Origin of the sequence: Micromonospora sp. AKA38, assembly GCF_027925725.1 — a bacterium.
In the GTDB taxonomy this organism is placed as follows: domain Bacteria; phylum Actinomycetota; class Actinomycetes; order Mycobacteriales; family Micromonosporaceae; genus Micromonospora.
This window is the reverse complement of sequence record NZ_BNEI01000005.1, coordinates 398,042-423,698: the sequence shown is the minus strand read 5'-3', so window position 1 is coordinate 423,698 and position 25,657 is coordinate 398,042. Positions and strand designations below refer to the sequence as shown.

Here is a 25,657-nt window from a genome sequence, read left to right as displayed (position 1 = left end):
AGACGCGGCAACCGTCGCGCCGGCCAGATCGACGTCAAACAGCTCTTGCGCTCACGGTTGTTGGCCGCTGGCAGTCATGACGTGTGCGCGCGCCGGGCTGAGGCCGAGATGATGGTACGTCTGCGGTGGTGCCATGAGGATCTTCTCCAGCGGTGGAGTCGCGGCCGCCCTCACGAAATCCCAGAGGAAGGGATCTTCCCGGGCCGGCCCACGATCATTATTTCAATGCACCCTTGCTCAGCACGCTGAAGTCGCGCTGACGTACCGCTCAGGGGAATTCGACCCTGATGGGCGCTTCATGTCCGGCTGTCCCGAAGTCGGGGCAGCGCGCCGTGCCGCCCCGCCCGAGACAGGGGGCGACCTGGAACCGATGAGCTCTGGGCGTTCCGACTCGTTCCGGCCGCAACCTCGGACACCCCATCCGCCACCGCCCTACAATCCCGGGCAGTGCCCGTCAGACCGGAGGATCGACATGACTCCCCACGTATCGCCGCAGCCCGATCCGTCCGGTCCGACCGACCTCGACCTCGACCTCGTACGCCGGATCTACGCCATGCTCGGCTCGGCGGGGGCCGCGGCCGCGGGCGCGACGACAGCCCACCCGGACATCAGCGTGTACCAGTCCGAGCAGTTGCCGTGGGGCGGCCGCTACACCGGCCGCGAGGGCTTCCAGCGCTTCGCGCAGGCTCTGGGCAGCGCGCTCGACAGCCGCGTGGAGATCGAGGAGCTCTACCAGGCGGGCGACCGCGTCGTGCAGAGCGGTCGGGCTCGCGGTGTGGTGCGAGCGACCGGCAAGCCGTTCGAGGCGCGTGAGGTGCACGTCTGGCAGATCCGCGACGGCCTCGTGATCAGCCTGGACATGTACGTCGAAACCGAGCCGATTCTCGAAGCGCTGCGCACCGACTGATCACCCGCCGCCCCGCTCAGCGGAACAGGTTGGAACGCACTCCGAGCCGACGCATCGGCAACACTCGGAGGAAAACGTGCCCCTGTCCCGTCGGAATCTGCTCGCCGCTGGCGGCCTGGGGGTGATCGCGGCCGCGCTGGACCCCCTGGGAATCCTGCGCCACAATGGCGCCCCGGCTACCGCCGCGAGCACCCACGAGGTCGTCTCGACCCTCACCCGGACCGTCTCGTACCTCGTCACCGAGGATTACCACCCTGTCGCCGAAGGTCCCGGAGAACCTCACGTCGTCCGCGACGATCTCGCCCTCTACCCGCAGCCCGGCTACAAGCGACCACTCATCGCGTTCGCGCAGATGAGCGACATGCACATCATCGACGACAAGTCGCCGGTGCGGGTCGAGTTCCTGGACGCCCCCGACGACGGTCACCAGTGGGGCACCGCCAGCGCGTACCGGCCGCAGGAGATGCTCTCGGCACACATGAGCGACGCCGCGATCCGTGCGGTGCAGAAGTTCGGCATGGGTCCGGTGACGAACCTGCCGTTGGCCTTCACCGTCGTCACGGGCGACTCGATCGACAACTCCCAGTACAACGAGCTCCGCTGGTACATCGACCTGATGGACGGCAACCCCGTCCGTGCGAACTCGGGCTCCCCCACCAAGGAGGAGGGCGTCTCCGGCGACCAGTGGCCGCCGCTGCTCGACTACTGGCACCCCACCATGCGCGAGTACGAGGATGCCAACGGCACGCTCGACCGCTACTACATGGGTCACGCTCCCGGCTACACGCGCGTTTTTCCCAGCCTGCCCAGCCTCTTCGCCAACGCGCGTCGGGAGTTCCAGGCGCATGGCATACGCATGCCGTGGTACGCCGCCTACGGCAACCACGATGCCCTGGTCCAGGGCAACGCGCCGAAGGACGCCCCGGGTCTCGGCTTCCTGAGCGCCATGGCGGTCGGTGACCGGAAGCCGACCAAGCCCCGTGCACCGCTGCCGAGCGAACCCAGTATCGGGTTCGGCGTCCAACTCCTGTGGGACGGCCTCGAGAGCGAGGGGGTGACGCCTGATCCCGACCGGCGTCTCCTGGAGCGGGCACAGTTCGTGCAGGAGCACTTCCACACCACCGGCCTACCTATCGGACACGGCTTCACGCAGGGCAGCGACCTGACGTACTACGAAATTCCAGCCCTCGCCGACGACCGACTGCGATTCCTGTGCCTGGACACCAGCCGGACCCAGTGGCCCGGCCCGGACGGCGCTATCGACGGCGACCAGTGGCAGTGGCTCGTCTCGAAGCTGGAGTCCTACAGCTCGCGCAATCTGAAGTTGTGGCTCCCCTTCCAGCCCATCGACGGTCCCGGCCAGCGGATCACGGTGCAGACGCGCCCGAACGTGGACGACAAACTGATCGTCGTCTACTGCCACCACACGCTGGACACCATCTCCAACGACTTCGACTATCCGACCGGCACCCCGTTCATGAACGGCGACCAGCTGCGAAGTCTGCTCCTGTGTTACCCGAACGTCATCCTGATGGTGGACGGGCACACGCACACGAACCGCATCCTCGCCCACTCCCGGCCGCAGGCGGCTCGCCCGGACAGCAGTTGGCGAGGTGGCTTCTGGGAGGTGACCACCGCCTCCCACATCGACTGGCCCATCCAGAGCCGCCTCATCGAGGTCGCCGAACAGACCGGCACCATCTCGATCTTCACCACGATGATCGACATCGACGCGCCGCTGCAGAACGGTGGCGATCTCAGCAGCCCGGCCGGTCTGGCCTCGCTGGGTCGGGAGCTGGCCGCCAACGACCCGCAGGCCAAGCTGGAAGACGGCAAGCTCGCCCGGGAGGGCACGCCCGCGGACCGCAACACCGAGCTGCTGGTGAAGGCACCGTTCCCGATGACTCCCGCCTACGGATCCCCACTGGCGGCCGCGCCCAACACCTCCGGCGTGCTGGAACTGGTCGCGGTCAACCGGCGGGACGAGGTCGTGCGCGCCACCCAGACCCCCGGCGGGTGGTCCCCGTGGGCTCAGTTCGACGGGGCGCTCCGCTCGGTCACCGCCGTGCAGACAGCCGCGCTCACCACCCAGATCTTCGGCATCAACCGAGGCGGTGAGCTGTTCAGCCGCGCCCAACGCACGACCGGCGGCTGGAACGGCTGGGTGAAGATCGACAGCGCGCCGCTGACCTCGGTCGCCGCAGGCTGCAACGGCGACGGTCGGCTCGAACTCATCGCCACCGACGCCGACGGCCAGATCTGGCAGACCACCCACACGAGTCCCACCGACACCACCTGGAAGCCGTGGGTCCGGTTCGACGGCGAACTGCGTCAGGTCACCATGACCCGGCTCAAGGACAAGCGGCTGGCACTGTTCGGCGTGAACGCGGCGGGCAAGGTGTGGCACCGCTGGCAGCAGCCGACCGGCGGGTGGTCGAGCTGGATGGATCTGAGTCTGGGCACCCCGGTGGCCTCGGTCGCCGCCGCCACCAACGTCGACGGACGTCTCGAACTGTTCGGCGTCGACCGGACGGGCGCCATCCTCCACCGCTACCACACCAGCGCCACCAACCCGACCTGGACGAGCTGGGAGCCCTTCGGCGGTGTGATCGGCACCATGAGTCACCTGGCCGCGACGACCACGACGGCCGGGATGATGGAGGTGTACGCGACGGAACGCACCCGAGTGGAGGGCACCGGCCAACTCGGGACGCTGTGGCGGCGTTACCAGACCGGCTCGGGGTGGTCCGCCTGGACCCGGATGGCCGAGCCGGTGGGACAGTCGGTCACGGTGCCGAACATCGTCGGAAAGATGCTCATCGACGGGAAGAACGCCCTGCTGAGCGCAGGCCTGCTGTTGGGCGCAGGCGCCGTCGTCGGTGCCGGACCGGTACGACAGCGGTCGGGTGCTGTCCCAGAACCCGAGGGCCGGCGAGCAGGTCCCGGGCGGCACGGCGGTGAGCGTCGTCTACGGCGAGTACGCGGGCGGAAGCCGCTAGACCTCACGCAAGTCCGACCGCGGGCCGCTCCCCTCCGGGGAAGCGGCCCGCGGTGCGTGAAACCGAGATGAGGGCGGTGGGGTCCTCTCGGCCCCACCGCCCTCGGATCCTCAGCTGCTACAGGCCGCTGCCGGAGTTGTAGAACCTGACCTCGACGTCGTCCTCACTCACGATGTCGTTATCGAGCACCAGCACGGCGACGTCCGATTCGGCTCCGCTGTCCCACTCGTAGCGGCCCAGCGTCAGACCTTCGATCTCGTCGTCGTCGGACGGGTCGAAGTCGACCACGCGACGTCCGCCGTACGCGCCGTTGGCCAGGTCGTAGGCGCTGATGTCGAAGGTCGCGTTCGACGTCAGGTACAGGTGGCCGCCGGCGGAGATGTGGCCGCCCTGCACCTCCTTGATCTCCCGAGACAGCGGGATCGACCGCAGCCAGCGGTATCCGTTGGCCGGGTCGTACACGTTGATCCGGTCGACGGCCTTGATGGGCTGGTCGCTGCGCCCGAACGCCGAGCTGTAGAGCAGACCGTCCCGTGGATTGATCGCGACCCAGGGAATCGAGGTGCCCTGCGGCCGGTACCCGTCCGCGCCGAGCGGGCCGATGAAGTCCGTACGCATCGTCTCCGGATCGACCACCCACACGTTCGCCGGTTCCACGGCCACCACGATCCGCCGTCGCACGGGATCCCAGACCGGGGGACCCAGGTGGTTACCGCCGTTGGCGGGCAGCGCCAGGTAGCCGACGACCCGATCGTCACCCTGGGGGAAACCCGGCCCGAACTTGTAGAGCCGGCGGTGATCGGAGTCGTTGCTGCCGACGTACCAGTTCACACCGTCCGTGGTCAGGCCCTGCGCCTCCTCGGTCCAGTCCTCGTTGCTGAAGTCCACCGTCGTGGTCGCGCGCCAGTTCGACGGGTTCGACATCGGCGGCGCCGGCGGCGACGGCGGCAGGTCGCCCTCCAGGGCAGCCCACGCCGACCAACCGCCGGCATCGCTCTGCCATCGGTGCCAGACGTCGCCCTGGGCGTTGACCCCGATCAGCTCGATGCGACCGTCGTCGCGGCGATCGGCGGCCACCGACTGCAGGCTTCCGTCGAGCGTCGCCCACGCCGACCAGTTGTTCGCCCCGGCGGTCGTCTGCCTGCGCTGCCACAGCTCGTCGCGGCTGTTGGTGCCGATCAGCACCAGCGAGCCGGCGCGGTCGCGCGCGACCGCCAGCGACGCCAGCGTGCCATCGAGTGAGGCCCAGGCCGACCAGCCGGCGGCCTGCTGCCAGCGGTGCCAGATCTGGCCCTCGGCGTTCAGGCCGAACAGCTCCAGGCGGCCGTCCGCGTTGGCCTCCACCGCCACGGACCGCAGCCCACCGTCCAACCGGGCCCAGGGCGACCACGTCGTCGACCCAGCCGCGGTCTGCCACCGGTGCCACACCTGGTCGTTGGTGTCGGTGCCGAACAACTCCAGGCGGCCGTCGGCGTTGCGACCCAGGGCCAGCGAGCGGTACGTGCCGTCGAGCCCGGACCACCCCGACCAGCCGTTGCCCGCCTGCCGCCGGTGCCAGACCCGGCCCTCGGCGTTGACACCGAACAGCTCGACGCTGCCGTCCTGGTTCGCCTCCGCCGCCATCGAACGCAGTGTGCCGTCCAGCGACGACCACGCGGTCCAGGTCTGCGCGTCCGAGGCGGACTGCGTGCGCACGCTGAGGTGGTCGGCGCCGTCCCTCCCGAACAACGTCAGCCGGCCGCTCGCGTCCCGGGCCACGGCCAGCGTGCCGTGCCCGAGAACCCGGTCGGTAGCGGCGTGCGTGGCAGCCGGCACCATGGTCACCGCAGCGGCCAGGACGGTTACCGCGCCCAGGACCAGCGACCCGAGGCGACACGACCCTCGGATGGACTTCCTCACCCTGTCTCCCTTTCTAGAAACGCATGGAGAGCTGACCCGGAGCCACCCCCGGCGGTTCCGGCGCGGCTCCGGGCCAGCCCGGAAAGTGGTCAGCCCACGGTGGGGTGCACGGTTCCGTTCGCCGTCACGTCGCAACGGCCGTCACCGTTGCGGTCACCGAATGCCGTCACCTTGTCGGCCGTGATGGTGGACTGGCGCAGGTGGTGCCAGCCGAGGGTCGCGGACTGGTACCACCAGTTCGCGCCGGACGCCAGGAAGGTGTCGTTGGTGCCGTCGCCGTCGAAGTCGCAGACATTGGACCTGGTGCCGGTCGTCGCGCTGAACCCGAAGGTGTTGGCCGAAGCCTGCAGTCCGGTTTCGTTCTGCACCATCGCCGCGTCGTCGAGCGCGTTGCCGAACTCCTGCCGGTGCGTGAAGACGTTGTTCGACACGTACATGCCGATGCTCGGCGTACCGCGCAGCTTGATGCCGGTGCCCGCGCTGTAGAGGATCGTGTTGTACCTGATGTCCATGAACTCACCGGCGAGTCCGCAGTTGTAGCTACTCAGGCCGCACGAGTCCCGGGCGTGCATGTCGATCATGTGGGTGTGGTAGACGTCGGTGTTCCAGCCGCCGTTGGGCAGGACCAGGTTGTTGTACATGCGGTAGCCGCTGCCCTCGCGGCCGTCGCCGGCCACCGCGTGCCGGTTCCAGTCGAACACGTTGCGTTCGATGAGGGCGAACCCGCCATTGCGCACCGCGACGCCGTACCCGCCCCCGTGACCGCCGCCAAGAATGTCGCCGGTCTGGTGCTGGTTGTGATGCATGTAGTTGTCCACCACACGGACCATGCTGGCGGGGTCGTCGTCCTTGCCGAGCCGCCCCTGGCCGTCGTCGACCAGGACGGTCGAGCCGCGCCAGCCGTACAGCTCGCTGTGGTCGATCTGCACATTGCGGCTGGAGAAGATCCGGATGGCGTCGCTGTCCTCCTCCTCGGTCTCCGCGGGCTCCTCACCCTGCCCGCCGTCGAGGCGGATGCCGCTGATGCGGACGTTGTCGGAGGTCACCTGGGCCGGGTCGTGCCCCAGTTGGAACAGCACCCGGGGGAAGGACGTGGTGAACAGGCGGGGACCGCGTGGGTGCACCGAGGTGTCACCGAGGATCTGCACGCCGGCCGCGATACGGATGAACTCGCGGCCGCTGAGGTCCAGGTTCACGTCGCCGACGATCTTGATGATCGCATGGGGAACGGTCACCGCGTTCGCGAACAGCTCGGCCTGGGTGTTGTGGGTGATCCAGTACAGCGGGGCGAGGTCACCCCCGAGCGTGGTGAAGTCCGACCAACCGTCCTGCTGCTGCACGCGCACCAGGCTCTCGCCCGCGCCGTTCATGACGACGTGCGCGATCCGCCCGTTCGCGTCCGCCTCCGCCGCCATGGCGCGCGCCTGGCCGGGCACCGAATCCCAGCCCGTCCATCCGGCGCCGCCCCTGTCGATCTGCCGGCGGTGCCACATCTGCTCGGCCGCGTTGGCCCCGAACAGCTCCAGGCGGCCGTCCGCCGCCTTCGCCACGGCCAGCGACTTCAGCGTGCCGTCGAGCTTGGCCCACGCCGACCAGCCGGCGGGGCGGGTCTGCGCGCGGTGGAAGATTTCACCCGCGTCGTTCAGGGCGAACAGCTCGACCCGGCCGTCCTCGTTGGTCTCCGCTGCGACGGTCCGCATCAGGCCGTCGTTGAACAGCGCCCACGGTCCGAACGTGTGCGACCCGGCGGTCGTCTCGGCCCGATGCCAGACCTGGCCCAGGTTGTTGGTGCCGAAGAGTTCCATCCGGTTGTCCTGGTTGCGGGCCACGGCCAGGGACGTCAGCTCGCCCTCGATCGAGGTCCAGGGCGACCAGCCGCCCGCGGGAAGCTGCCACCGGTGCCAGATCAGGCCCTGGTCGTTGATGCCGAACAACTCGACGCGGTTGGCGCCGTTGCTCTGGGCAGCGACCGAGCGCAGTGACCCGTCGAGCTGGCTCCAGCCGCTCCAGGCCGAACTGGGCCCGGACTGCCAGCGGTGCCACACCCGGTCGGCACCGTCGGTGGCGAACAGCTCCATGGCGCCCAACGCGTTCCTGGTCAGCGCCGGCGTACCGAGGTCGAAGCTGATCGGCTCGGCGAGGGCCGGCGAGGCGGGCGCGGCGACCACCGACACGGCGGTCGCCACCACCATCACCGCAACCGCGGCCCAGCCCGTACACCGTTTTGCCGAACGTGCCGAGCCACGGACCCTTGCCCGCAGACTTGTCATCATTGCCTCCTTGAGCCCGGCGGGCGTCCACGCGCCCCCGGCTGTTGTGCCTGTCTCAGGGACGGCGTGACGAGGCCCTCGGAACACTGTTCCGAGGGCCTCGTCACGGTTGTCCTCGCTCACCCAACCGACGTTCCATCGCGTTCCTCGGCGGCGGGTGCCCAGACGGGCGTCGGGCGTCGCCCGTCGAGGAAGGTCAGGCGGTCGGGCCCGACCTAAGGCCTGATCTTGAGACCGTTGTCCAGCGCGGCCCAGCCACTCCAACCGGAGGCGGTCTGGTGGCTACCGGACACCTTGCCCGCAGCGTCCACCACGAACAGTTCCATCCGGCCGTCGGCGTTGGACCCGGCCGCGACGCCGTAGTAGGTCCCGTTCAGCTGGCTCCAGGACGACCAGCCGTTGCCATCGGCGCGCTGCGCCCTGGTCCACAGCATCCCCTGCGCATTGGTGCCGAAGATCTCCAACCGCTGCTGCGCGTTGCGAGCCACCGCGACGGTCTTCAGTGTGCCGTCGAGCCGGTCCCAGTTCGACCAGCCGCTGGGAAGCATCTGCCAGCGGTGCCAGACTTCGCCCGCCGCGTTGAGCGCGAAGACCTCCACGCGGCCGTCGCCGTTCGCCTCGGCGGCCACGAAGCGAGCGGTCATCCCCAGGGTCGACCAGTTGGACCAGTCGCTGGTCGTGTTCTTGGTGTTCTGCCAGCGGTGGCTGACCTGGCTGTCCTGGTTCGTGGCGAACAGCTCGAGGCGACCCGCGCCGTTGCGTGCCACGGCGACGGACGTGAACGGACCACCCAGCGACGCCCAGGCCGACCATCCGCTCGCGGTCTGCCAGCGGTGCCAGAGGGTGCCCTCCTTGTTCACGCCGAACAGTTCGAGCCGCCCGTCGTCGTTCTTCTCCACGGCCATGGACCTGAGCTGCCCGTCGAGCTGAGACCAGGCGTTCCAGGTCGCCGATCCGGGCTGCTGCTGCGCGCGGCAGTGCACCGAGTCGTGGATCGAGGCGCCGCACAGCCGGACGAGGCCGTCGCCGCCGGCCGCCGCCGCGATCGAGGATCCGTTGGCCGGGCCGGGGCCCCGCAGCGAGGCCAACGCCGCACGCGAGGTCGGGTAGCTGCTGACCTCGATGGCGCGGTCCCGTGCCTTGCTGTAGTCGAACGCCGGAAGCGGGTCGCCGCGTCGCAACTCCGTGGTGACGAAGTCGTAGCCGTCGTGGTTGAAGGCGGTGCAGCGCAGTTGCACCTCCACCGGCTGCGGATTCGGGTCGACGGGCCGGTCACCCCACAGCGGCGTCGCCCCGCACGTCGGTTCCAGCCGCTCCATGTTGCGCTGGTTCGCCGCGATGAGTTCGTCCTTGAGCAGGTTGGTGCTGAAGCCGGCGTTCGCCCGGGCGAACAGGGCGATCGGTCCGACCGTGTTCACCGCGAATCCCATGACATCGACAGCGGCCCGGTTGTCCACCACGTTGATGTACGCCCTGGCCTTGGCCACACAGTCGGTCGCCTGGACAGCGAACGCCTGGGCGTTGTCGGGGCTGAGCGCCTCGAGGTCGGCGAACGTGATCACCGCGTTGCGGGTGCAGGTCTCCACGTCTGCCGCCGCGATCTCACCGATCTCGTCGAGCACCTCGGCCACCTGCTCGCCGACCTGGGCGATCGATGCCTGCAGCTCGTTGACCGCCTGCTCGAGCGTCATCTCGTTGCCCAGCAGGGTCTTGTAGACGTCGTACGCGGTCTTCGCGTAGCCGGCGTACTTGCCGTACTCCTCAAGCTTGTCGAGGGTGTCCGCCCGGGCGGGCTGAGCCACCGTGAGCGCCACCATCGTGGCGACCACCGCCGTGGTGACGCGACGTGCGCCTCTTCGCACTTCCGACGATTTCACGTGTACCTTTCCATGGTTTCTGCATGGGTGATGCCGGTGACTGACGTCCGTCACGCGGTGTTCGGTCGTGTACGACGCGTTCCATGGCGTTCCTCTTCTGCCGGGACCTCGGCTGGCAGCTGGGCCAGTTTCCGCACGCATGCGACGTAGGTCGCCTGCGACGACTGCACCTGGGGTCGCAGGATCGACACGGCCCAGGTGAGCAGGGGACGCACGCCGGCGAGGTCGCCCATCGCCTCACGACAGAGGGCAAGGTTGTAGAGGGTGGGAGCGAGGTCAGGATGGTCTTCACCCAGGCAGGTCACCTTGATGCTCAGCGACTCCTGCAGAGCGTTGCTCGCCGCCGCCACGTCGCCCTCGCGGAACATCAGGGACCCCAGGTTGTGCAGCGTGACGGCAACCTCGTGATGCGCGGGACCGTACTCGCGGCGGTGGTGGTCGAGGCAGCTTTCGAGCAGCCGTCTCGCCTCGTTCCACGAGCCGCGATCGATGAGGATCGCCGCCAGTGCCGCGTCGTCCGCGGCCAACGCCCGCCTGTCGACCTGCGTCTGGCCGGTCCGGACGGCGATGCCCAGCCGCGCCAGCCGCTCGGCGCGTCCCAGGTCCCCTCTGGCGTGCGCCACTCCGGCCTGATTGTGCAGCACCGCGGCGAGGTCACCCGCCCTCGTCGGCGTCCTGGACAGGAGTGCGAGCGACCGGTCGTAGAGGTGCTCCGCCTCGTCCAGACGACCGAGATACTTGAAGAGCATGCCCAGCTCGTTGAGCAGCACCACAAGCATGTCGCGGTCACCGGAACCGGCCTCGAGTGCCTCGATCGCGGCGGACGCCGTCGAGGCCGCCGAGGCGTAGTCGCCCTCGGCCGCCTGGCGACGGACGGCGCGCAGCGCGTTGTCTGCCTTCTGGTCCACTGCTGTCTCCTCGGCAGGCCGCGTATGACGACGTGCCGGCGGACCAGGTCCACCGGCACGTCGACGTTCACGGTGCTTGGGCCGCTAGGCCTGTCCGGGTGGCCCGGCCGGGTGCGGGCCGATATAGAGCCCACCGGCGGCGGTCGGCACGGCTTCGGTGGCATCGCCGGCGGATACGGCTACCGCGCCGATCGCCAGGGCCAGGGCGGCGACGCCGGTCAGCACCGCCAGGTACATCCTCGTCATGACTTCACCTCTCCTCTGCTGTCGGAATCGGTTACAGCAGGACCTGGTTGTGGTTCTGACCGCACGCCCAATCCGGGCACGAGTCTCGGAGGGCCTGCGTCCCCGCCTCGACGGGAGAGGTGTCACCCACATAGGCCGCGACTGCGCTCGCTCCGAGCAGCGCCGCGAGAATCAGGAGGCGGGGGAACCGCCTCACCCTGTCTTCGGCGGAGTGCGGTGGCGTCTTCACTAACGGCTCCTTCCAGGCACGTTGCGTCTCGCGGGTATGCCGTGCCGGTCCGTTCCAGCTGGTTCCCACCAGCGTCCGGTCCGCCGGTGCGCGGATGCGCTACGGCCCGGCCCCGGTCATCCCGAGCGGCGATCGCCGAGCTGCGTCACAGCAGCGCGCAGCGGAGCGGACGCCCCGTGGGTCAGCGGCTCCCCATGCCCGAAGCAGGCGATCTCGACATCCAGGTCGGCCTGCCGCCTCATGGACTCGGCCGCCTGCTCCGGATCGACGTTGAACACCCCGAGGATCACCGTCCCGTCGGGTAGTCGCGCGATCGTGTCGCCGGTGAACAGGACCCTTGACCGGGGCAGATGGAAGGAGACGCTGCCCGCGGTGTGCCCGGGCACCGCCACCGCGACGGCCGGCTCCCCACCGAGATCGATGACGTCACCGTCGTGAAGCCGGTGGTCAACCACCACCGGGGCGGCGGGTTGCGGGGGCTTCCCGCCGTGGACCTCGTCCCAGAGGCGCTGTTCCCAGTCGGTCAACAGCGGCGGCCGGACCTGCTCATGACCCTCGAGCACCGGGGTGTCCGCCTGATGTGCGTAGACCGTCACGTCCGTCCACGTCGTGATCTCCGCCGCCGAGCCGGCGTGGTCGACGTGATGATGCGTCAGTAGGAGGCGCCGCACGTCGGCAGGTCGGTGACCGAGGCTCCCGATCCCCGCCGCGATGGCGGGTGCCGACCCCGGAACCCCGGAGTCGATCAGCGTCAGCCCGTCCGCACCACGCCACAGGTACGCGTGACCCACGGGAAAGCGGAACAGGTAGAGATTCGGTAGCAGTTGCATGACGTCCACAACCGGCGACGATATCTATACGGACCCTTACCGACAAATGCGAGTACCCTTTCTCGGATTACAGCGAACGAAAGCATCGATCGGCGGTAGCCGAACCCGTCGGACGGAACGGCGTGGAACAGGATGGAACGCGGCAAGGACAGGGCTCGTGTCGATCATTGCGATCGGGATGATGCGTCGGCCCCCGTTGTGGGCGGGCGCCCGACGACAATCAGTGGACTGCGGTCATCCCCGCGATACGCGAAATTGCCCGGCTCCCCGTCTTGCCATTATCGGAATCGCATGTACCATCTGGTACATGAATTATGGAGAGACGATCATCACCACGGCGACGACCGCGGCCGCCTGGGCGGCGGTGGCGGACGTGACGGGCTGGCCCGAATGGACGGCCTCCATGACGGAGGTGGTGCCGCTCGACCGGCCGACACTGGGCCTGGGCAGCCGGTTCCGCATCCGCCAACCCGGCTTCCCCACGACCGTGTGGCGGGTCTACGACCTGCAACCGGGTGTGTCGTTCGCCTGGGAGACGCACGCGCCGGGGGTGCACACCTTCGCCTATCACCGGGTGGAGGCCCAGCCCGACGGAACGACCCGGATCAGCATCGGCATCGAGCAGAGCGGGGCCCTCGCCTGGCTGGTCGCCCTGCTGACCGCGTCGCGGACGCGACGGTACCTGCGGATGGAGGCGGCCGCGCTGAAGGCGGCCGCGGAGTCAGGGACCATCCCGTCGCCCGCCCCTACCGACGAGGCCGCCGGGGACACCATGACCGAAGGGGTGCGCCGCGCCGGTGGCTGGTGATGCCCGGGAGTCGCTGCTCGACCGCTGCGTCAATCTTCTGAAGGAGGGCGGGTTCAGCCAGCTCAGCCTCCGCGAGATCGCTTCCGGCGCGGGCACGAGCCATCGCATGCTGCTCTATCACTTCGGCAGCCGGGAGGGCCTGCTCACCGAAGTCGTCCGACGGGTCGAGGCGGAGCAGCGCGCCGCGCTGGCGGCCCTCGCCGCGGAGCTTGACGACCCGGTCGAGGTGAGCCACCGCTTTTGGCGGCGCCTGGCCGACCCGGCCCTGGCGCCGGCGGAACGGCTGTTCTTCGAGATCTATGCGCACGCCCTGTTCGAGAAGTCCTGGACCGACTCATTCCGCGCCTCGGTCATCGCCGCCTGGGCGGGCCCCGTCGAGGAGTTGTTCACCCACTTCGGCTGGGCCGGCCCGGAGGCCAGGCGGCGGGCCCGGTTGAGTCTCGCCGCGACACGTGGCCTGTTGTTGGATCTGCTGATCACCGGCGACCGAGACGTCCTGGATGCCGCCGCCGAACTGTTCGCCGAGCTCATCACGGCCCGGCCGCCGACCGGGGCGTGAGCCCGCAGGTTCCGGTGAGCGTCCGCTCACGCCCGTGCCGGTTACGGCGCCGCGAGCCGCGGCACTCCGACCGGTGCTTCATCCCCATCTCGTTGCCGATGGATGACCTGCCGAATCGTGCCCTCAGCGGCTGCCCGCGTACAGGTTCTGCCACCGCTACAGCCTGACCCGCGAGATGGGCATCCGCCGGGGCGGACGCCCATCCACCGCAGTTGCCTGACCATCCTGGCGATCGAGGGCAGCCAGAGCGCTAGCCGAACGACGATGCGGCCAGGCAGTACACAGGGAGCCGCACGGCACAGACGGCCGTGGTCAGCCCTCCCACTCCTCGAATTGTCCCCAGCCCCAGTCGACGCCGTACTGCATCTGACCGACCAGGTAGGCACCCCTCGTCAGGTTGAGAATCCGCTGACCACACTCGTGGGGCACGATCCGCCACTCATACACAGGCGTGGCCGACCACACCAGATTGATGCCCCACTCGCGCACGCCGTACTTCAGGTAGCCTCCCCCCGGCATGTAGATCGCGGCATTCGTCTCCGGGGTGACCCAGCCGTCATCAGGCAGGCCCTGGCCGAGCACGGTTACCCGCGACTGAGGCCACTCGGTCGGGATGATGTTGATTCCCTTGGGCTGGCTGCCGTACTTGTAGGCGTTGTCGCCGGGTCCCTCGCTTATTCTCATGGGCCCGTAGCCCCCACTCCAGGTGGGAAGGCCGTGCCAGTACTTGCCATCTGCCGCCTCGCAATAACCGGGGCCGTAGCTGCCGGCCGCCTTCGCAGGCACGGCGGGCAGTGCGGCGATCACGGCAACCACCGCCACGGCACCCCACCGCTTCAGCGCCATCATCACGCTTTCGCTCCTATAGTTCCGTCACCATCCGACGAGCTGCCGGTGGACAAACACGCCGCTCCTAGTACCGGACGGGCCCGGGACCCCACCGCAGCATCGGCCCCTCGCCGGTGTCCGGACCCATCGCCAGATACGCATCAATGGACGCATCAGGCGTACCGATGTTGTGAACCAGTTGATCGCCGGACGATCCGGCCGGCTCGATCAGCCACTCGTACACGGGGGTGCTGGACCAGACCAGCCCGATGCCCCACTCCCGGGCGCCGTGCTTCAGATATCCGCCGCCGGGGAAGTACAGGGCGACCCTGGTCGTCGGCGTGATCGGCGCATCACGGGCAAGCCCCTCGCCGTACACATAGATCTGCGACCTCGGCCAGTCGGTCCACCCGATGTTGATCCCGTATCTACGGGTCTCATAGTGCAGAGAGTCGTCGTTCTTGTATGCCTGTCGGGCAAGGTTTCTCATCGGCCCGTAGCCCTGGCTCCAGGTGGGAAGGCCGCGCCAGTGGTAGTCCAGGTCCGAGGCCGTCCAGGCCGGCCCGACCACTGGCGCTTCGGCTGCCGTGGCTGCCGGCTGCGTCACCGCGAGCAGGACCACTGCAACAGCCGCGGCCAAGCCCAGTCGCATTCTTCTCATAAGATCCTTTCAAGGTTTCGTCACCCTGCTCCGAGGACGTTCCAGACCGTTCCGTGACGCGCCCGGTGGTCCTCATCGACACCGCTGCGCCGAGAACGGCCGACCGGGCTCGAGAATCGCCGCCGCCGACCCCGCACCCGAGGTCGTCCTGCCGATCAGACGGACACCCCGCCGGAGGTTTCCTCACCCGCTGCCAAGTGCCTCGGTGGGAGGCATGCGGGCTGCTCGGACCGCTGGGTAGATGCCGGCGACCGCACCGATGGTGATCGTCGAGCCGATGCCCGCGACGATCGCCCACCCGGGTGTGACGGGAGGCCACTGCTGGAGGGAGGCGTAGGTGATGGTGATGGCGGCTCCGAGCACGGCGCCGGCGCTGCCACTGAGGGTGGACAGCAGCAGAGACTCCGTCAGGAACTGGAGGCGGATCTGGCCGCGGGTGGCACCCAGCGCGCGGCGTAGGCCGATCTCGGCCCGTCGTTCGAGCACAGAGATGATCATGATGTTCGCGATGCCAACGCCGCCGACGAGCAGTGCCACCGCGCCGAGGCCGAGCAGGAGCCCGTTGAAGGCTCGTTCGGTGGCACGTTTCGCGGTGAGGGCATCGGACGGTCGGGAGACGACGACCTCGTACGGTGCGGCCGGGTTGGCGGTCACGGCGAGCACATCGCGCACCGCGGTGGTCCCGGCGGTGTTCAGTTCCCGCAGCAGAGAGGCGATCCCTTCGCCCGCCGCAGTGTCCAGATTGCCGGTGGGTTCGTCGGCCGCCCTCAGATCTGTATTTCCACACCACCCCACCCTGGGGGGCCCAAGGCAGGTGCCGGCCCGGAAGGCGGTGAGCCCGTACGGCTGGCGAAGGGCGGTGACCGGTCGATAGCCCGCTCGTCGACCAGCATCCACTTGAAGAACCGCTGTGATCCCTTGTGCTTGTTCAACACGGTCGACGCGGATCCCGGCCTCGATCATCCACCCCCTGGAAACGCCTCCACCTGCGCCCGCGTGCGCGGCAGCGAGGAGGTAGTCGTAGCGAGTGGTCTCCGGGTAGTTCCCGGCCCGCAGCGACCGGTCCCGGTCGCGGAGGAACCCGGCCCAGGCCCGGGACAGTCCCGAAGTCCAGGATCCATGCCGAGCAACAAAACGAGGGTTACCGCAGGTCGCTGACCTGTGGAAACCCTCTCGCTGTCGGGACGGCCGGATTCGAACCGACGACCCCTTGACCCCCAGTAGTCCGGTGGCCCAGCGGCTTGCTCACTCACGTTTGTCCAGGTCGCTGCAAGCATAAAACAGCCGAGTAAAGGAGCCGTCGTAGCGCTCCCACCACGTTTGCCTTCGGGTCTGCTGCACCGATGGGTGACAGTCGTAGTCACGCGGCCTGACTGGCCGGCGGGTTCATGATGGTCTCGTACTCGATAGGGGTCAACCGGGACAGGGATCGTTGGCGTGTGCAGCAGACCCGTATTCAGGACCCTGCTGCTCTGATCCCTTGACGTCAAGGAGACGTGCTGCTCTCCGCCCGTCCTCAGCCTCGCCGACGCACGGAGCCCGGCACCCGGTGCCGGATCCACACTCCCGCCGTACACGCCGTCATTCCCGTTCCCGGGCACCGCCGGGTGTGGATACCCCATGAGCTCAGATGGCGATGTGGGTCAACCGCTCGGTTATCTCGGCGCCAGCGACCTGGATGAGGGCTCGCGCAGCCGCCTCCGCGCGGTCCGGGTCCGCACCGGCGATGGCGTCGACGATGAGCCGGTGGGAGGAGACGGCCTCGTGACCGAGATGGTCCGGCATGAGATGCAACGACTCGCGGGCCTTCAGCGCGGCTTCGATGGCTCCGCTGATCTGGGCCAGCACCCGGTTACCGGCGCCGGCCAGCAGCAGGGTGTGAAACTCGATGTCGGCTCGGGTGAAAGCTTCCGAATCGTTGCTCCGGACGGCCTGCTCCATCTCGTCGCAGCGGTCGGCAAGTCCCTTCGCCCGCGTGTCGTCGCTGCTCTCGGCGCAGCGGCGGGCGGCCATCGGCTCGACCGCCGCCCGCAGGTCGAGCAGGTCCCGCAGTTGCGACTCCCAGCCCGGGCCCTGTACCCGCCAGAGGATGACATCGTGGTCGAGCAGGTTCCAGCGCTCGACCGGCAGCACCCGCGTCCCGGTCTTGGGGCGGGCCGCCACCATGCCCTTGGACTCGAGCACGCGGAGGGCCTCCCGGACGACCGGGCGGGACACCCCGTAGCGGGCACCGATCTCCTCGGGAACGATCTGCTCGCCCGCGGCCAGGTCGCCGGAGACGATGCTCAACCCGATCGTGTGCACGACCTGTCCGTGCAGGCCACGCGGAACCGCTGGTTCCACCGACATCAGTCACTCCCCTGGGTGGTTGTACGTCCATCGTCCGGCATCACTCGCCGGCGTTGGCAGCGGCCCCGCCGTGGCCCGTCGACGAACCTCACGCGAACCTCACCCCGAGACCGCCGTCGACCGCCCAGTTCGCGCCGGTGACGAACGCGGCCTCCGGGGAGAGCAGGAACGCCACCACCGTCGCGACGTCGTGCGGCGTGCCCAGCCGCCCGAGGGGTTGCACGGCGAGCGCCTTCTCCTCGGCCTGCGGATCGGCGTGCTGGGCGAAGTACTCGTCGACGAGGGCGGTGCGGATGTAGCCGGGTGACACGGCGTTGACCCGTACCCCTCGCGCCGCCACGTCGAGCGCGAGGCTGCGGGTCATGCCGACCAGGCCCGCCTTCGCGGCCGCGTACGGGAACATGCCCGCGCAGGTGAGTTCGGCGTGCAGCGAGGCGATGTTCACGATGGATCCGCCGCCGGCGGTGAGCAGGCTCGGCAGCACGGCCCGGGACATCAGCCACGCACCCTTGAGATCGACGTCGAACACCCCGTCCCAGTCGGCGACGGTCATGGCGACAGCGTCGGCGTAGGAGTTACGGCCGGCGTTGTTGACCAGACCGGTGACCGGTCCGAGGGCATCGGTGACCGCGTCGACCGCCCGGGCGACGGCCTTCTCGTCGGTGATGTCGGCCGTCACCGCGTGGACGAGGTCCGGGTGACGTCCGGCAAGGACGGCGGTGGTGTCGGCCAGTTCGTCGGTGGACACGTCGACCAGGCCGACGGCTCCACCTTCGTCCAGCACCACCTCGGTGATGGCGCGGCCGATGCCGCGGGCCGCGCCGGTCACGATCACCACCTGCCCGGCCAGTCGTCCCTCACGCATCGTGGCTGCCTTCCTGTGCGGCACGGAGCGCGGTGCGCAGGGTGGCGACCCGGTTCTTCGCCTGCTCGGCGCCGCCGGTGGTCAGCGCGGAGCCGACACCGACGGCGACCGCACCGGCGCGAACCCAGGCGGCGGCGTCGACCGGCGCGATCCCACCGGTGGGGACGAGCGGCAGGTGCGGCAGGGCGACCCGCAGTTGGGAGATGTCCTCGGGACGCCACCGCGACGCCGGGAAGACCTTGATGAGGTCGGCTCCGGCGGTCAGCGCGGTCAGCATCTCGGTGGGCGTCGAACAGCCGGGAACGGCGAGCACCCCGTGCCGGCGGGCGGTCGCCACCACGTCGTCGGCCAGAGCGGGACTGACCAGGAGTTGGGCGCCGGCTGCCACGGCGGACCGGGCGCCCGCCGCGTCGAGCACGGTGCCGGCACCGATCAGCCGGTCAGGGTACGCGGCACGCAGCCGGGCGATGACCTCCAGCGCACCGGGCGTGGTCAGCGAGACCTCCAGCACGCCCAGGCCGGCGTCCAGGATGGTCCGGGCTGCCGCGAGCGCGGAGTCCGGGTCGCTGTCGCGGACGATGGCGATCACCCGTTCGTCGGCGACGCGGGACAACAACTGCCAGGTGTACGGCACGGGCGCTCCTATCGGTTCACGGTGCTGGTCGGGTCGGCGAGCAGCCGTTCCACGGTGGCGGGGTCGGGCAGCCCGGGCAGGTCGCCGTGCGCGGCGACCACGCAGGAGGCGACGGTGTTGGCGTAGGTGAGGCTCTGCTCCGGGGACCGGCCGCGCAGGGTCGCGGAGATCCAGCCGGCGGCGAAGGCGTCACCGGCGCCGACCGGGTCGACGGCGGCCACGGCACGCGCCGGCGCGTGCCGCCATCGGGCGCCGTCCGTGACGCGGGCACCCCTGACGCCTTCCTTAATCACCACGAGGCGGGGGGCGGCTGCACGTAGCCAGTCGGCGTCGAGGCCGATGTCGTGCAGTTCCTCTTCGCCGGCCAGCACGGTGTCCGCCCGGGGTACGAGTTGGGTGACCAGGTCACGCCACACCGGTGCCGGAGCGAGACGCAAGCGGACGTTGGGGTCCAGCACGACCGGCACACCGTGGGCGTGAGCGATGTCGACGGCCTTCTCCACGGCCGCGCGCGCGTCCGGGGAGAGCGCCGCGGTCAGTGCGGTGACGAAGAGCATGCCGGCGGCGCGAACGAGGGCGGCGTCGACGTCGGCGGGGCGCAGCGCGGCGCCGGCGCTGCCCGCGCGGTGGTAGGAGACGGTCACCGGCCGGCCGGTGGGGGCGTCGCGCACCAGTAGGCCGGTGGGGCGGTCGTGGTCGGTGCGTAGCGCGCTGACGTCGACGCCCTCGCCGCGCAGGGTGGTGGTCACCCACCTGCCGGGGGCGTCGGCGCCGACGCGGCCGAACAGGGTCACCGGGTGACCGAGCCGGGCCAGCCCGACGGCGACGTTGCCCTCGCTGCCGGCGACGTGCCGGTGGAAGCGCACCGCGTCGGCGAGCGGCACCTGTGGTTCGGCGAGGAACAGGGCCATCACCTCGCCGAGGGTGACGACGGCCTTCACCGGACCGGCGGCAGCAGGTCCGCGAACTCCGCGAGGAACCGGTCCACCGTTGTCACCTCCTCGGCGTCCAGGCGGCGGGCGGGGTCGCGGCAGGTGGGGTGGTCGATCAGGCCTCGGCGGGCGGAGATGAGTTTCTCGGCGGCGACGATGAGTTCCACCCCCTGCATCCAGTACGACACGTACGGCAGCATCCGGGTGTGCAGCGCGAGCGCCTCGTCGACGGCCCCGCCGTGCCAGTGCCGCCAGATCGCGACGTAGAGCTCGGTGAACGAGCAGCCGGGCTGGACGCCGGCCGCGCCGCGGCGCAGCGCGTCGGGCAGGTGCAGGCCGGCGTAACCGACGAAGGCGGGCAGCGCCGGGTCGGTGGCGCCGAGGGCGGTGATGAACGGTCCGGGTGGCACCGCCTCGACCTTGACGTAGCGCAGGTTCGGGTGGCGGCGGGCCAGGGCGGCCACCACGGCGGGATCGAGGCTGGTGCCGGTCTGCGCCGGGGCGACCTGCAGCACGACCGGTAGCGGCGCGACGGCGTCGGCGACCGCGCCGATGTGGGCGCGCACGGCGTCCGGCGCGGGGCCGAGCAGGTGCGGTGGAAGCAGGTTGATCGCGGCTGCGCCGGCGTGAGCCGCGTCCACCGCCCGTCGCACGGCCACGACAGTGGCGTGGTCCGGGACCGAGATGATCGCGGGTACGCCGTGGGCGCTGGTCGTGGCGAGCAGCACGTCCCGCAGGTCGACGCGTTCGTCGTCGGTGAGTTTGTGGAACTCGGAGGCGTAGCCGGGGAACATGACGCTGTCCACTCCGGTGCCCAGGACGTGGGCGACGACCCGGTGGAAGCTGTCGACGTCGACGCGTCCGGCGGGGTCGAAGGGCACTTCGAGCACGGGGCTGACGCCGGTGAGGCGGGGTGAGTTGTCGGTCATGGGACTCCTAGAAGGGTGCCCGGCCGGGCTCGTCGCCGCTGCCCCCGACGAGGAAGTCGAGGTCGGCGCCGGTGTCGGCCTGCTGCACGTGGTCGACGTAGAGGCGCAGCCAGCCGCGGCCGGTCGGTGGCGGTGGCGACTGCCAGGCGTGGCGGCGGGCGACCAGTTCCTGGTCGGGGACGAGGAGTTCCAGCCGGCGGGCCGGCACGTCGAGCTGGATCAGGTCGCCGGTGCGCACCAGCGCGAGCGGGCCCCCGACGGCTGCCTCCGGTGCCACGTGCAGCACGCAGGTGCCGTACGCGGTGCCGCTCATGCGGGCGTCGGAGATGCGGACCATGTCGAGCACACCGGCGGTCAGCATGGTCTTGGGCAGCGGCAGGTTGCCGACCTCGGGCATCCCGGGGTAGCCGCGGGGGCCGGCGCCGCGGACCACGAGCACCGTGTCGGGGGTGACCGGCAGGTCGGTGTCGACGACGGCGAGGTACTCCTCGATGGAGTCGAAGACCAGCGCCGGTCCGGTGTGTCGCAGCAGCCGAGGGTCGGCGGCGGCGACCTTGAGGACCGCCCCGGAGGGCGCCAGGTTGCCGCGGAGCACGGCGATGCCGGCGCCGGGGGGCAGCACCGGCTTGTCCGGCGTGCGGATGACCTCCCGGTCGTGGGACCGCACGTCGGCGCAGCCGTCGCCGAGTGGTTGGCCGGTGACGGTGGTGGTTGTCAGGTCGAGCACGTCGGCGAGTTCGGCCAGGAGCGCTGGCACGCCTCCGGCGTACGCGAATTCCTCCATCAGGAACCGGCCGCTGGGCATCAGGTCGACCAGCAGCGGGATGTCCCGGGCGAGGGTGTCGAAGTCGTCGAGGGTCAGCGGCACTCCGACCCTGCCGGCGATGGCGAGCAGATGCAGGACGGCGTTGGTGGACCCGCCGATCGCGGCGTTCACCTTGATCGCGTTGGCGAAGGCGGCGGGGGTGAGGATGTGTGAGGGTCGCAGCCCGGCGACAGCCAGGGCTACGGCGCGCTCACCGGTCTCCTCCGCGAGCGCCGCCCGGCGGGAGTCGACCGCCGGCAGTGCGGCGGCCCCGGGTAGCTGCATGCCGAGCGTCTCGACGAGGCAGGCCATGGTGGAGGCGGTGCCCATCGTCATGCAGTGTCCGGCCGACCGGTTCAGGCACTGCTCGAACTCCAGGAACTCGCTCTGCGTGACGACGCCGCCGCGTAGGCCCTCGGTCATCCGCCAGATGTCGGTGCCGGAGCCGACGTCGCGGCCCTGGAACTTGCCGTTGAGCATCGGCCCGCCGGTCAGCATGATCGCCGGCAGGTCGACGCTGGCCGCGCCCATCAGCGCCGCCGGCGTGGTCTTGTCGCAGCCGGTGAGCAGGACCACGGCATCGAGCGGGTTCGCCCGAATGAGTTCCTCGGTTTCCATGGCCATCAGGTTGCGGTAGGCCATGGTGCTGGGCCGCATGAACGGCTCGCCGAGCGACATGATCGGGAATTCGAGCGCGACGCCGCCGGCGGCGACCACGCCACGACGGACGGCCTCGGCGAGTTGCCGCAGGTGGGCGTTGCAGGGGGTCAGCTCGCTCCAGCTGTTCGCGATGCCGATCACCGGTTTTCCGGTGAGCTGCCGGCTGGTCAGGCCCATGGCCCGCAGGTGGTGTCGGGCGATGAAGCCGTTCTTGCCGGCGTCTCCGAGCCAGGTACGGCTGCGGGCCTGTCGGGTGTCGGTCATCCCTTCACCGCCCCGGCGGACATGCCGGCCACGAACGAGCGTTGCGCGAAGACGAACAGCGCGACGACCGGCACCATGGACAGCACCGACGCGGCGATCAGCAGGTGCGTCACGGGGATCGCCGGGAAGGTGCGCAGTGCGTTGATGAACACCGGGTAGGTGCGCTGGTCCTGCAGGTAGGTCAGGGGCAGCAGCAGTTGGGTCCAGCTCGACAGGAACAGCCAGATCATCAGCCCGGCCACGCCGGGCCGCAGGATGGGCAGCACCACCTTGCGGAAGGTGACGATCTCGCCGGCGCCGTCGATGCGGGCGGCTTCGAGGATCTCCTCGGGGACGGCGCTGATGACGTACTGGCGCATCCAGAAGATGCCGAAGGCGGGGGTCAACTGCGGCAGGATCACCGCCCACAGCGAGTTGAGCAGTCCGAGCTTGCTCATCACCACGTAGTTGGTGGTGAGCGACACCATGAGCGGGATCATCATGGTGACCAGCAGCAGCCGGAACAGTCCGTCCCGGCCGCGGAACCGCAGCTTGGCGAAGGCGTATCCGGCCATCGTGGCCAGGTACGCGCCGCCGACCGTGACCACGACGGACACGATCAGGCTGTTGTTCACGGCCGGCCAGAAGTCGGGGTTGGCCAGCAGGAGGCGGTAGTTCTCCAGGGTCAGCTTGTCCGGGACGAAACGCTGCTCGTTCTGCAGGATGTCGTCCTTCGGCAGGAACGACGTACTGACCAGCCAGTAGATCGGGAAGACGCTGAGCAGGGCGAGCAGCCAGAGCCACCCGTTGGCCAACACGGCGGCGGCGCCGGCCCGGCGGCGTCCGGTGGGTCGTCGGGCCGGCGCGGTGACGCTAGTCATCACGGCTCGCTTTCAGCTGGATGAGCGACGCGACGAAGACCAGCGCCGCGATGGAGTACGAGATGGCCGAGGCGTAGCCGAGGTTGAAGAACTCAAAGCCCTGCTTGTACATGTAGACGCCGAGGGTGAGCCCGGCCTGCGCCGGTCCGGCCTCTGAGCCGAACAGCACGTACGGCTCGTCGAACAGGTTGAAGATGCCGATCGTGGACATGATCGTGACGAAGACGAGGGTGGGCTTGCTCATCGGCACGAGCACCCGCCAGAAGGTCTGCCAGGCGTTGGCGCCGTCGACGCGGGCCGATTCGAAGACGTCGCGGGGTAGCGCCTGGAGGCCGGCGAGGTGAATGGTCACGTTGTAGCCGAGCCATCGCCAGATGACCACGAGCGACAGCACCGGTAGCGCCGTCGACGGGTCGTTGCGGAGGTCGACGATGGGCAGGCCGAGCCGCGCGAGGATGATGTTCGGCAGGCCGAACACCGGGTCGAGCAGCAGCAGGAAGACCACGCCGACGACGACCAGCGACGGCAGGACCGGCAGGAAGAGCAGCACCCGCAGCAAAGGCTTGGCCTTCACCATGGCGCCGTTGAGCAGGTGGGCCAGGAACAGCCCACCGAAGGTGAGCACCGGCACGGTCAGGACCCAGATGACCAGGGTGTGCCACAGAGCCTTGAGGAACGCGGGGTCACCGAACAGCGCGGCGTAGTTGCCCAGGCCGACGAACTGCCCGCCGATCGCGCCCTTCCAGTCGGTCAGGCTCATGCCCAGGGAGACGACCATGGCGGCCAGCTGGAAGGCCACGAAAACGACGAAGAACGGGGCGATGAACAGGTACGCGACGCGTTGGCGGCGTCCGGGGCCACGGCGTCGGTCCGAGACGGGGAGGGGGACCCCGCCGCGCTGCGGGGTCCTCTTCACCGTGACCGGAGCGGTCACTGTGCCTTCTTCGTGTCGTCGGCGACCTGATCGAGCATCGTCTTCGCGTCCACCTTGCCGGCGAGGAAGTCCCGCAGCCGGGTCTTGAACGCCGATTCGAGCTGGTTGGTCTTCAGGTTCTCGTTGAAGACCGGTGCCGCCTCGGCGGAGGTGATGACCGTCTTGAGGAACGGCTGGTTGGTGAAGTAGGGGTCGCCCTGGTTGAACCGCTGGTCCTGCGCGGCGGGCAGGAACAGGTTCTCGACCAGCTTGCCGACCTGGTAACTCTCCCAGCGGGAGTCCACACGCATCAGCCAGAACTGGAGGAACTTCCACGCCGCCTCGGGGTTCTTGGACTGGGTGGTGATGGCGAGGCTGGTGCCGCCGCGGATGGCGCCCCGGTTGCCGCCGGCGGTGAACGCCGGCAGTTGCATGACGCCCCACTTGCCGGACTGGTCCTTGAGTGCGCCGTTGAGGGCGAAGGAGACCGAGGCCTGCTGGAGGATGGTGGCCACCTTGTCGCCCTGGAACGCCTGCTGCTCCGCTTTGCCCGAGGAGAGGTCGTTGAGGGTGATGTTCTCGTCACGGAACCGCTTGATCATTTGCAGTGCGGCGAGACCCTTGTCGGAGTTGACCTCGACCGTGCCGTCGGTGCCGAAGTACTGGCCGCTTTCCTCGTTGAGCAGCATGTTGAAGTCGCTCATGATGTGCCCGGCGATGCCGTTGTCGTTGGCGACCGGCAGGGACATCACCATCTTGGTCTTGCCGCCGGAGGCCTGGTCGATCTTCTTGCCGGCGGCGATGTAGTCGTCCCAGGTGCTGATCGCGGCAGCGTCGATGCCGTACTTGGCGAACAGGTCGGTGCGGTAGGCGACGATGGCGGCGTCGGCCTCCCAGGGCACGGCCTGGAGTTGACCGCTGGGGCGCTTGATCTTGTCCCACTTGAAGCTGGGGAAGGACTTCTCGTAGGGCTTCAGGCAGTTGGTCAGGTCGTAGAGCGGCAGGCTGTGGAACCGTGGTGCGTCCCGGTCCTGGATCATCGACATGTCCGGCGCCCCGGCGCCACCAGCCAGCGCGGTGGCCAGCTTGGTGTGGGTGTCGGAGGTGGAGAAGTCGGTGAACGTGATGCGCACGTTCGGGTAGATCTTGTTGAAGTCGTCCAGCACGGACTTGGGCACGATGTTGTACCAGCCCCAGAAGGTGAGGTCGGCCTTCAGGTTGGGGTCGGGGGTCAGCGTTGCCGCGCCGGTGGGGTCGGCCTGCTGCTTGTCGCAGAAGGAGGCGGCTTTGGCCTTGGTGCCGGCCGAGCTGCCGCCCGGGCCACCGCCGTTGGCGCAACCACCGGCGGCGAGGGCGAGGATCGCGCCGACGGCTGTCAGCCGCAGCCGGGTGGGGGTGAGGTGCCTCATGGGTGCTCCTTGGGGG

At 69.5% G+C, this 25,657-nt stretch carries 21 protein-coding genes and 1 pseudogene; 4 read left to right on the top strand and 18 right to left on the bottom strand.

All coding sequences use genetic code 11. The features are described 5' to 3' along the window. Positions 1–472: 472 nt before the first annotated feature. Together TPA0908_RS19565 and TPA0908_RS19560 are read left to right on the top strand one after the other, a co-directional pair. Complete coding sequence (locus tag TPA0908_RS19565; RefSeq protein WP_281939960.1) at positions 473–907, top strand: nuclear transport factor 2 family protein; 435 nt, start codon at positions 473–475, stop codon at positions 905–907. Positions 908–983: 76 nt separating this feature from the next. Further along, positions 984–3,977: a TIGR03767 family metallophosphoesterase gene (locus tag TPA0908_RS19560; RefSeq protein WP_281939958.1), complete on the top strand. Its 2,994-nt coding sequence runs from the start codon at positions 984–986 to the stop codon at positions 3,975–3,977. Between the two features lie 46 nt (positions 3,978–4,023). Here the strand turns inward: TPA0908_RS19560 and TPA0908_RS19555 are convergent, their stop codons facing one another. The 6 genes from TPA0908_RS19555 to TPA0908_RS19530 all read right to left on the bottom strand — a co-directional run bounded on the left by TPA0908_RS19555 (position 4,024) and on the right by TPA0908_RS19530 (position 12,165). Beyond that, a complete protein-coding gene (locus TPA0908_RS19555) occupies positions 4,024–5,805 on the bottom strand; it encodes a PLL family lectin (protein ID WP_281939956.1) in 1,782 nt (593 codons plus the stop codon). An 89-nt stretch (positions 5,806–5,894) separates the two neighbouring features. Continuing rightward, on the bottom strand, positions 5,895–8,075 hold the full coding sequence (locus tag TPA0908_RS19550; protein ID WP_281939954.1) for a right-handed parallel beta-helix repeat-containing protein: 2,181 nt from the start codon (positions 8,073–8,075) through the stop codon (positions 5,895–5,897). A gap of 215 nt (positions 8,076–8,290) precedes the next feature. After that, entirely contained in the window at positions 8,291–9,937 is a 1,647-nt protein-coding gene (locus TPA0908_RS19545) for a PLL family lectin (RefSeq protein WP_281939952.1), read from the bottom strand. Positions 9,938–10,002: 65 nt separating this feature from the next. Continuing rightward, entirely contained in the window at positions 10,003–10,860 is an 858-nt protein-coding gene (locus TPA0908_RS19540) for a tetratricopeptide repeat protein (protein ID WP_281939950.1), read from the bottom strand. Between the two features lie 84 nt (positions 10,861–10,944). Beyond that, positions 10,945–11,106, bottom strand: coding sequence for a hypothetical protein (locus tag TPA0908_RS19535; protein WP_281939948.1), 162 nt, complete (start codon positions 11,104–11,106; stop codon positions 10,945–10,947). Positions 11,107–11,451: 345 nt separating this feature from the next. Further along, complete coding sequence (locus TPA0908_RS19530; RefSeq protein WP_281942622.1) at positions 11,452–12,165, bottom strand: MBL fold metallo-hydrolase; 714 nt, start codon at positions 12,163–12,165, stop codon at positions 11,452–11,454. 307 nt (positions 12,166–12,472) lie between these two features. Here TPA0908_RS19530 and TPA0908_RS19525 point away from each other — a divergent pair, with 307 nt between their 5' ends. Together TPA0908_RS19525 and TPA0908_RS19520 are read left to right on the top strand one after the other, a co-directional pair. Further along, the gene (locus TPA0908_RS19525) at positions 12,473–12,973 is read left to right on the top strand and encodes an SRPBCC family protein (protein WP_281939946.1); all 501 of its coding nucleotides are present in this window, start codon (positions 12,473–12,475) and stop codon (positions 12,971–12,973) included. Beyond that, positions 12,963–13,532 (top strand): TetR/AcrR family transcriptional regulator, encoded by a 570-nt coding sequence (locus TPA0908_RS19520; RefSeq protein ID WP_281939944.1) that lies wholly within the window; start codon positions 12,963–12,965, stop codon positions 13,530–13,532. The genes TPA0908_RS19525 and TPA0908_RS19520 overlap by 11 nt, the downstream gene beginning before the upstream one ends. Before the next feature lie 312 nt (positions 13,533–13,844). Here TPA0908_RS19520 and TPA0908_RS19515 read toward each other — a convergent pair whose 3' ends face one another. The 12 genes and pseudogenes from TPA0908_RS19515 to TPA0908_RS19460 form a co-directional block, all read right to left on the bottom strand. Beyond that, the gene (locus TPA0908_RS19515) at positions 13,845–14,384 is read right to left on the bottom strand and encodes a hypothetical protein (protein WP_281939942.1); all 540 of its coding nucleotides are present in this window, start codon (positions 14,382–14,384) and stop codon (positions 13,845–13,847) included. Between the two features lie 61 nt (positions 14,385–14,445). Further along, positions 14,446–15,012 carry a hypothetical protein gene (locus TPA0908_RS19510; RefSeq protein ID WP_281939940.1) on the bottom strand — a complete coding sequence of 189 codons (567 nt, stop codon included), beginning with the start codon at positions 15,010–15,012 and terminating at the stop codon, positions 14,446–14,448. Between the two features lie 192 nt (positions 15,013–15,204). Then, positions 15,205–15,693, bottom strand: a pseudogene (locus TPA0908_RS19505) (ABC transporter permease); the annotation flags it as partial. A 954-nt stretch (positions 15,694–16,647) separates the two neighbouring features. After that, a complete protein-coding gene (locus TPA0908_RS19500) occupies positions 16,648–17,370 on the bottom strand; it encodes a FadR/GntR family transcriptional regulator (protein ID WP_281939938.1) in 723 nt (240 codons plus the stop codon). Between the two features lie 88 nt (positions 17,371–17,458). After that, positions 17,459–18,235 carry an SDR family NAD(P)-dependent oxidoreductase gene (locus tag TPA0908_RS19495; RefSeq protein WP_281939936.1) on the bottom strand — a complete coding sequence of 259 codons (777 nt, stop codon included), beginning with the start codon at positions 18,233–18,235 and terminating at the stop codon, positions 17,459–17,461. Then, positions 18,228–18,869 carry a bifunctional 4-hydroxy-2-oxoglutarate aldolase/2-dehydro-3-deoxy-phosphogluconate aldolase gene (locus tag TPA0908_RS19490; protein ID WP_281939935.1) on the bottom strand — a complete coding sequence of 214 codons (642 nt, stop codon included), beginning with the start codon at positions 18,867–18,869 and terminating at the stop codon, positions 18,228–18,230. Before TPA0908_RS19490 ends, TPA0908_RS19495 begins: the two co-directional genes overlap by 8 nt. Positions 18,870–18,877: 8 nt before the next feature. Further along, entirely contained in the window at positions 18,878–19,810 is a 933-nt protein-coding gene (locus TPA0908_RS19485) for a sugar kinase (RefSeq protein WP_281939933.1), read from the bottom strand. Continuing rightward, on the bottom strand, positions 19,807–20,730 hold the full coding sequence (locus tag TPA0908_RS19480) for a dihydrodipicolinate synthase family protein (protein WP_281939931.1): 924 nt from the start codon (positions 20,728–20,730) through the stop codon (positions 19,807–19,809). The genes TPA0908_RS19485 and TPA0908_RS19480 overlap by 4 nt, the downstream gene beginning before the upstream one ends. Positions 20,731–20,737: 7 nt before the next feature. Further along, positions 20,738–22,459: an IlvD/Edd family dehydratase gene (locus TPA0908_RS19475; RefSeq protein ID WP_281939929.1), complete on the bottom strand. Its 1,722-nt coding sequence runs from the start codon at positions 22,457–22,459 to the stop codon at positions 20,738–20,740. Then, on the bottom strand, positions 22,456–23,319 hold the full coding sequence (locus tag TPA0908_RS19470; protein ID WP_281939926.1) for a carbohydrate ABC transporter permease: 864 nt from the start codon (positions 23,317–23,319) through the stop codon (positions 22,456–22,458). Before TPA0908_RS19470 ends, TPA0908_RS19475 begins: the two co-directional genes overlap by 4 nt. After that, positions 23,312–24,253 carry a carbohydrate ABC transporter permease gene (locus tag TPA0908_RS19465; RefSeq protein WP_281939924.1) on the bottom strand — a complete coding sequence of 314 codons (942 nt, stop codon included), beginning with the start codon at positions 24,251–24,253 and terminating at the stop codon, positions 23,312–23,314. Before TPA0908_RS19465 ends, TPA0908_RS19470 begins: the two co-directional genes overlap by 8 nt. Continuing rightward, entirely contained in the window at positions 24,250–25,641 is a 1,392-nt protein-coding gene (locus tag TPA0908_RS19460) for an extracellular solute-binding protein (RefSeq protein ID WP_281939922.1), read from the bottom strand. The genes TPA0908_RS19465 and TPA0908_RS19460 overlap by 4 nt, the downstream gene beginning before the upstream one ends. Positions 25,642–25,657 lie beyond the last annotated feature (16 nt).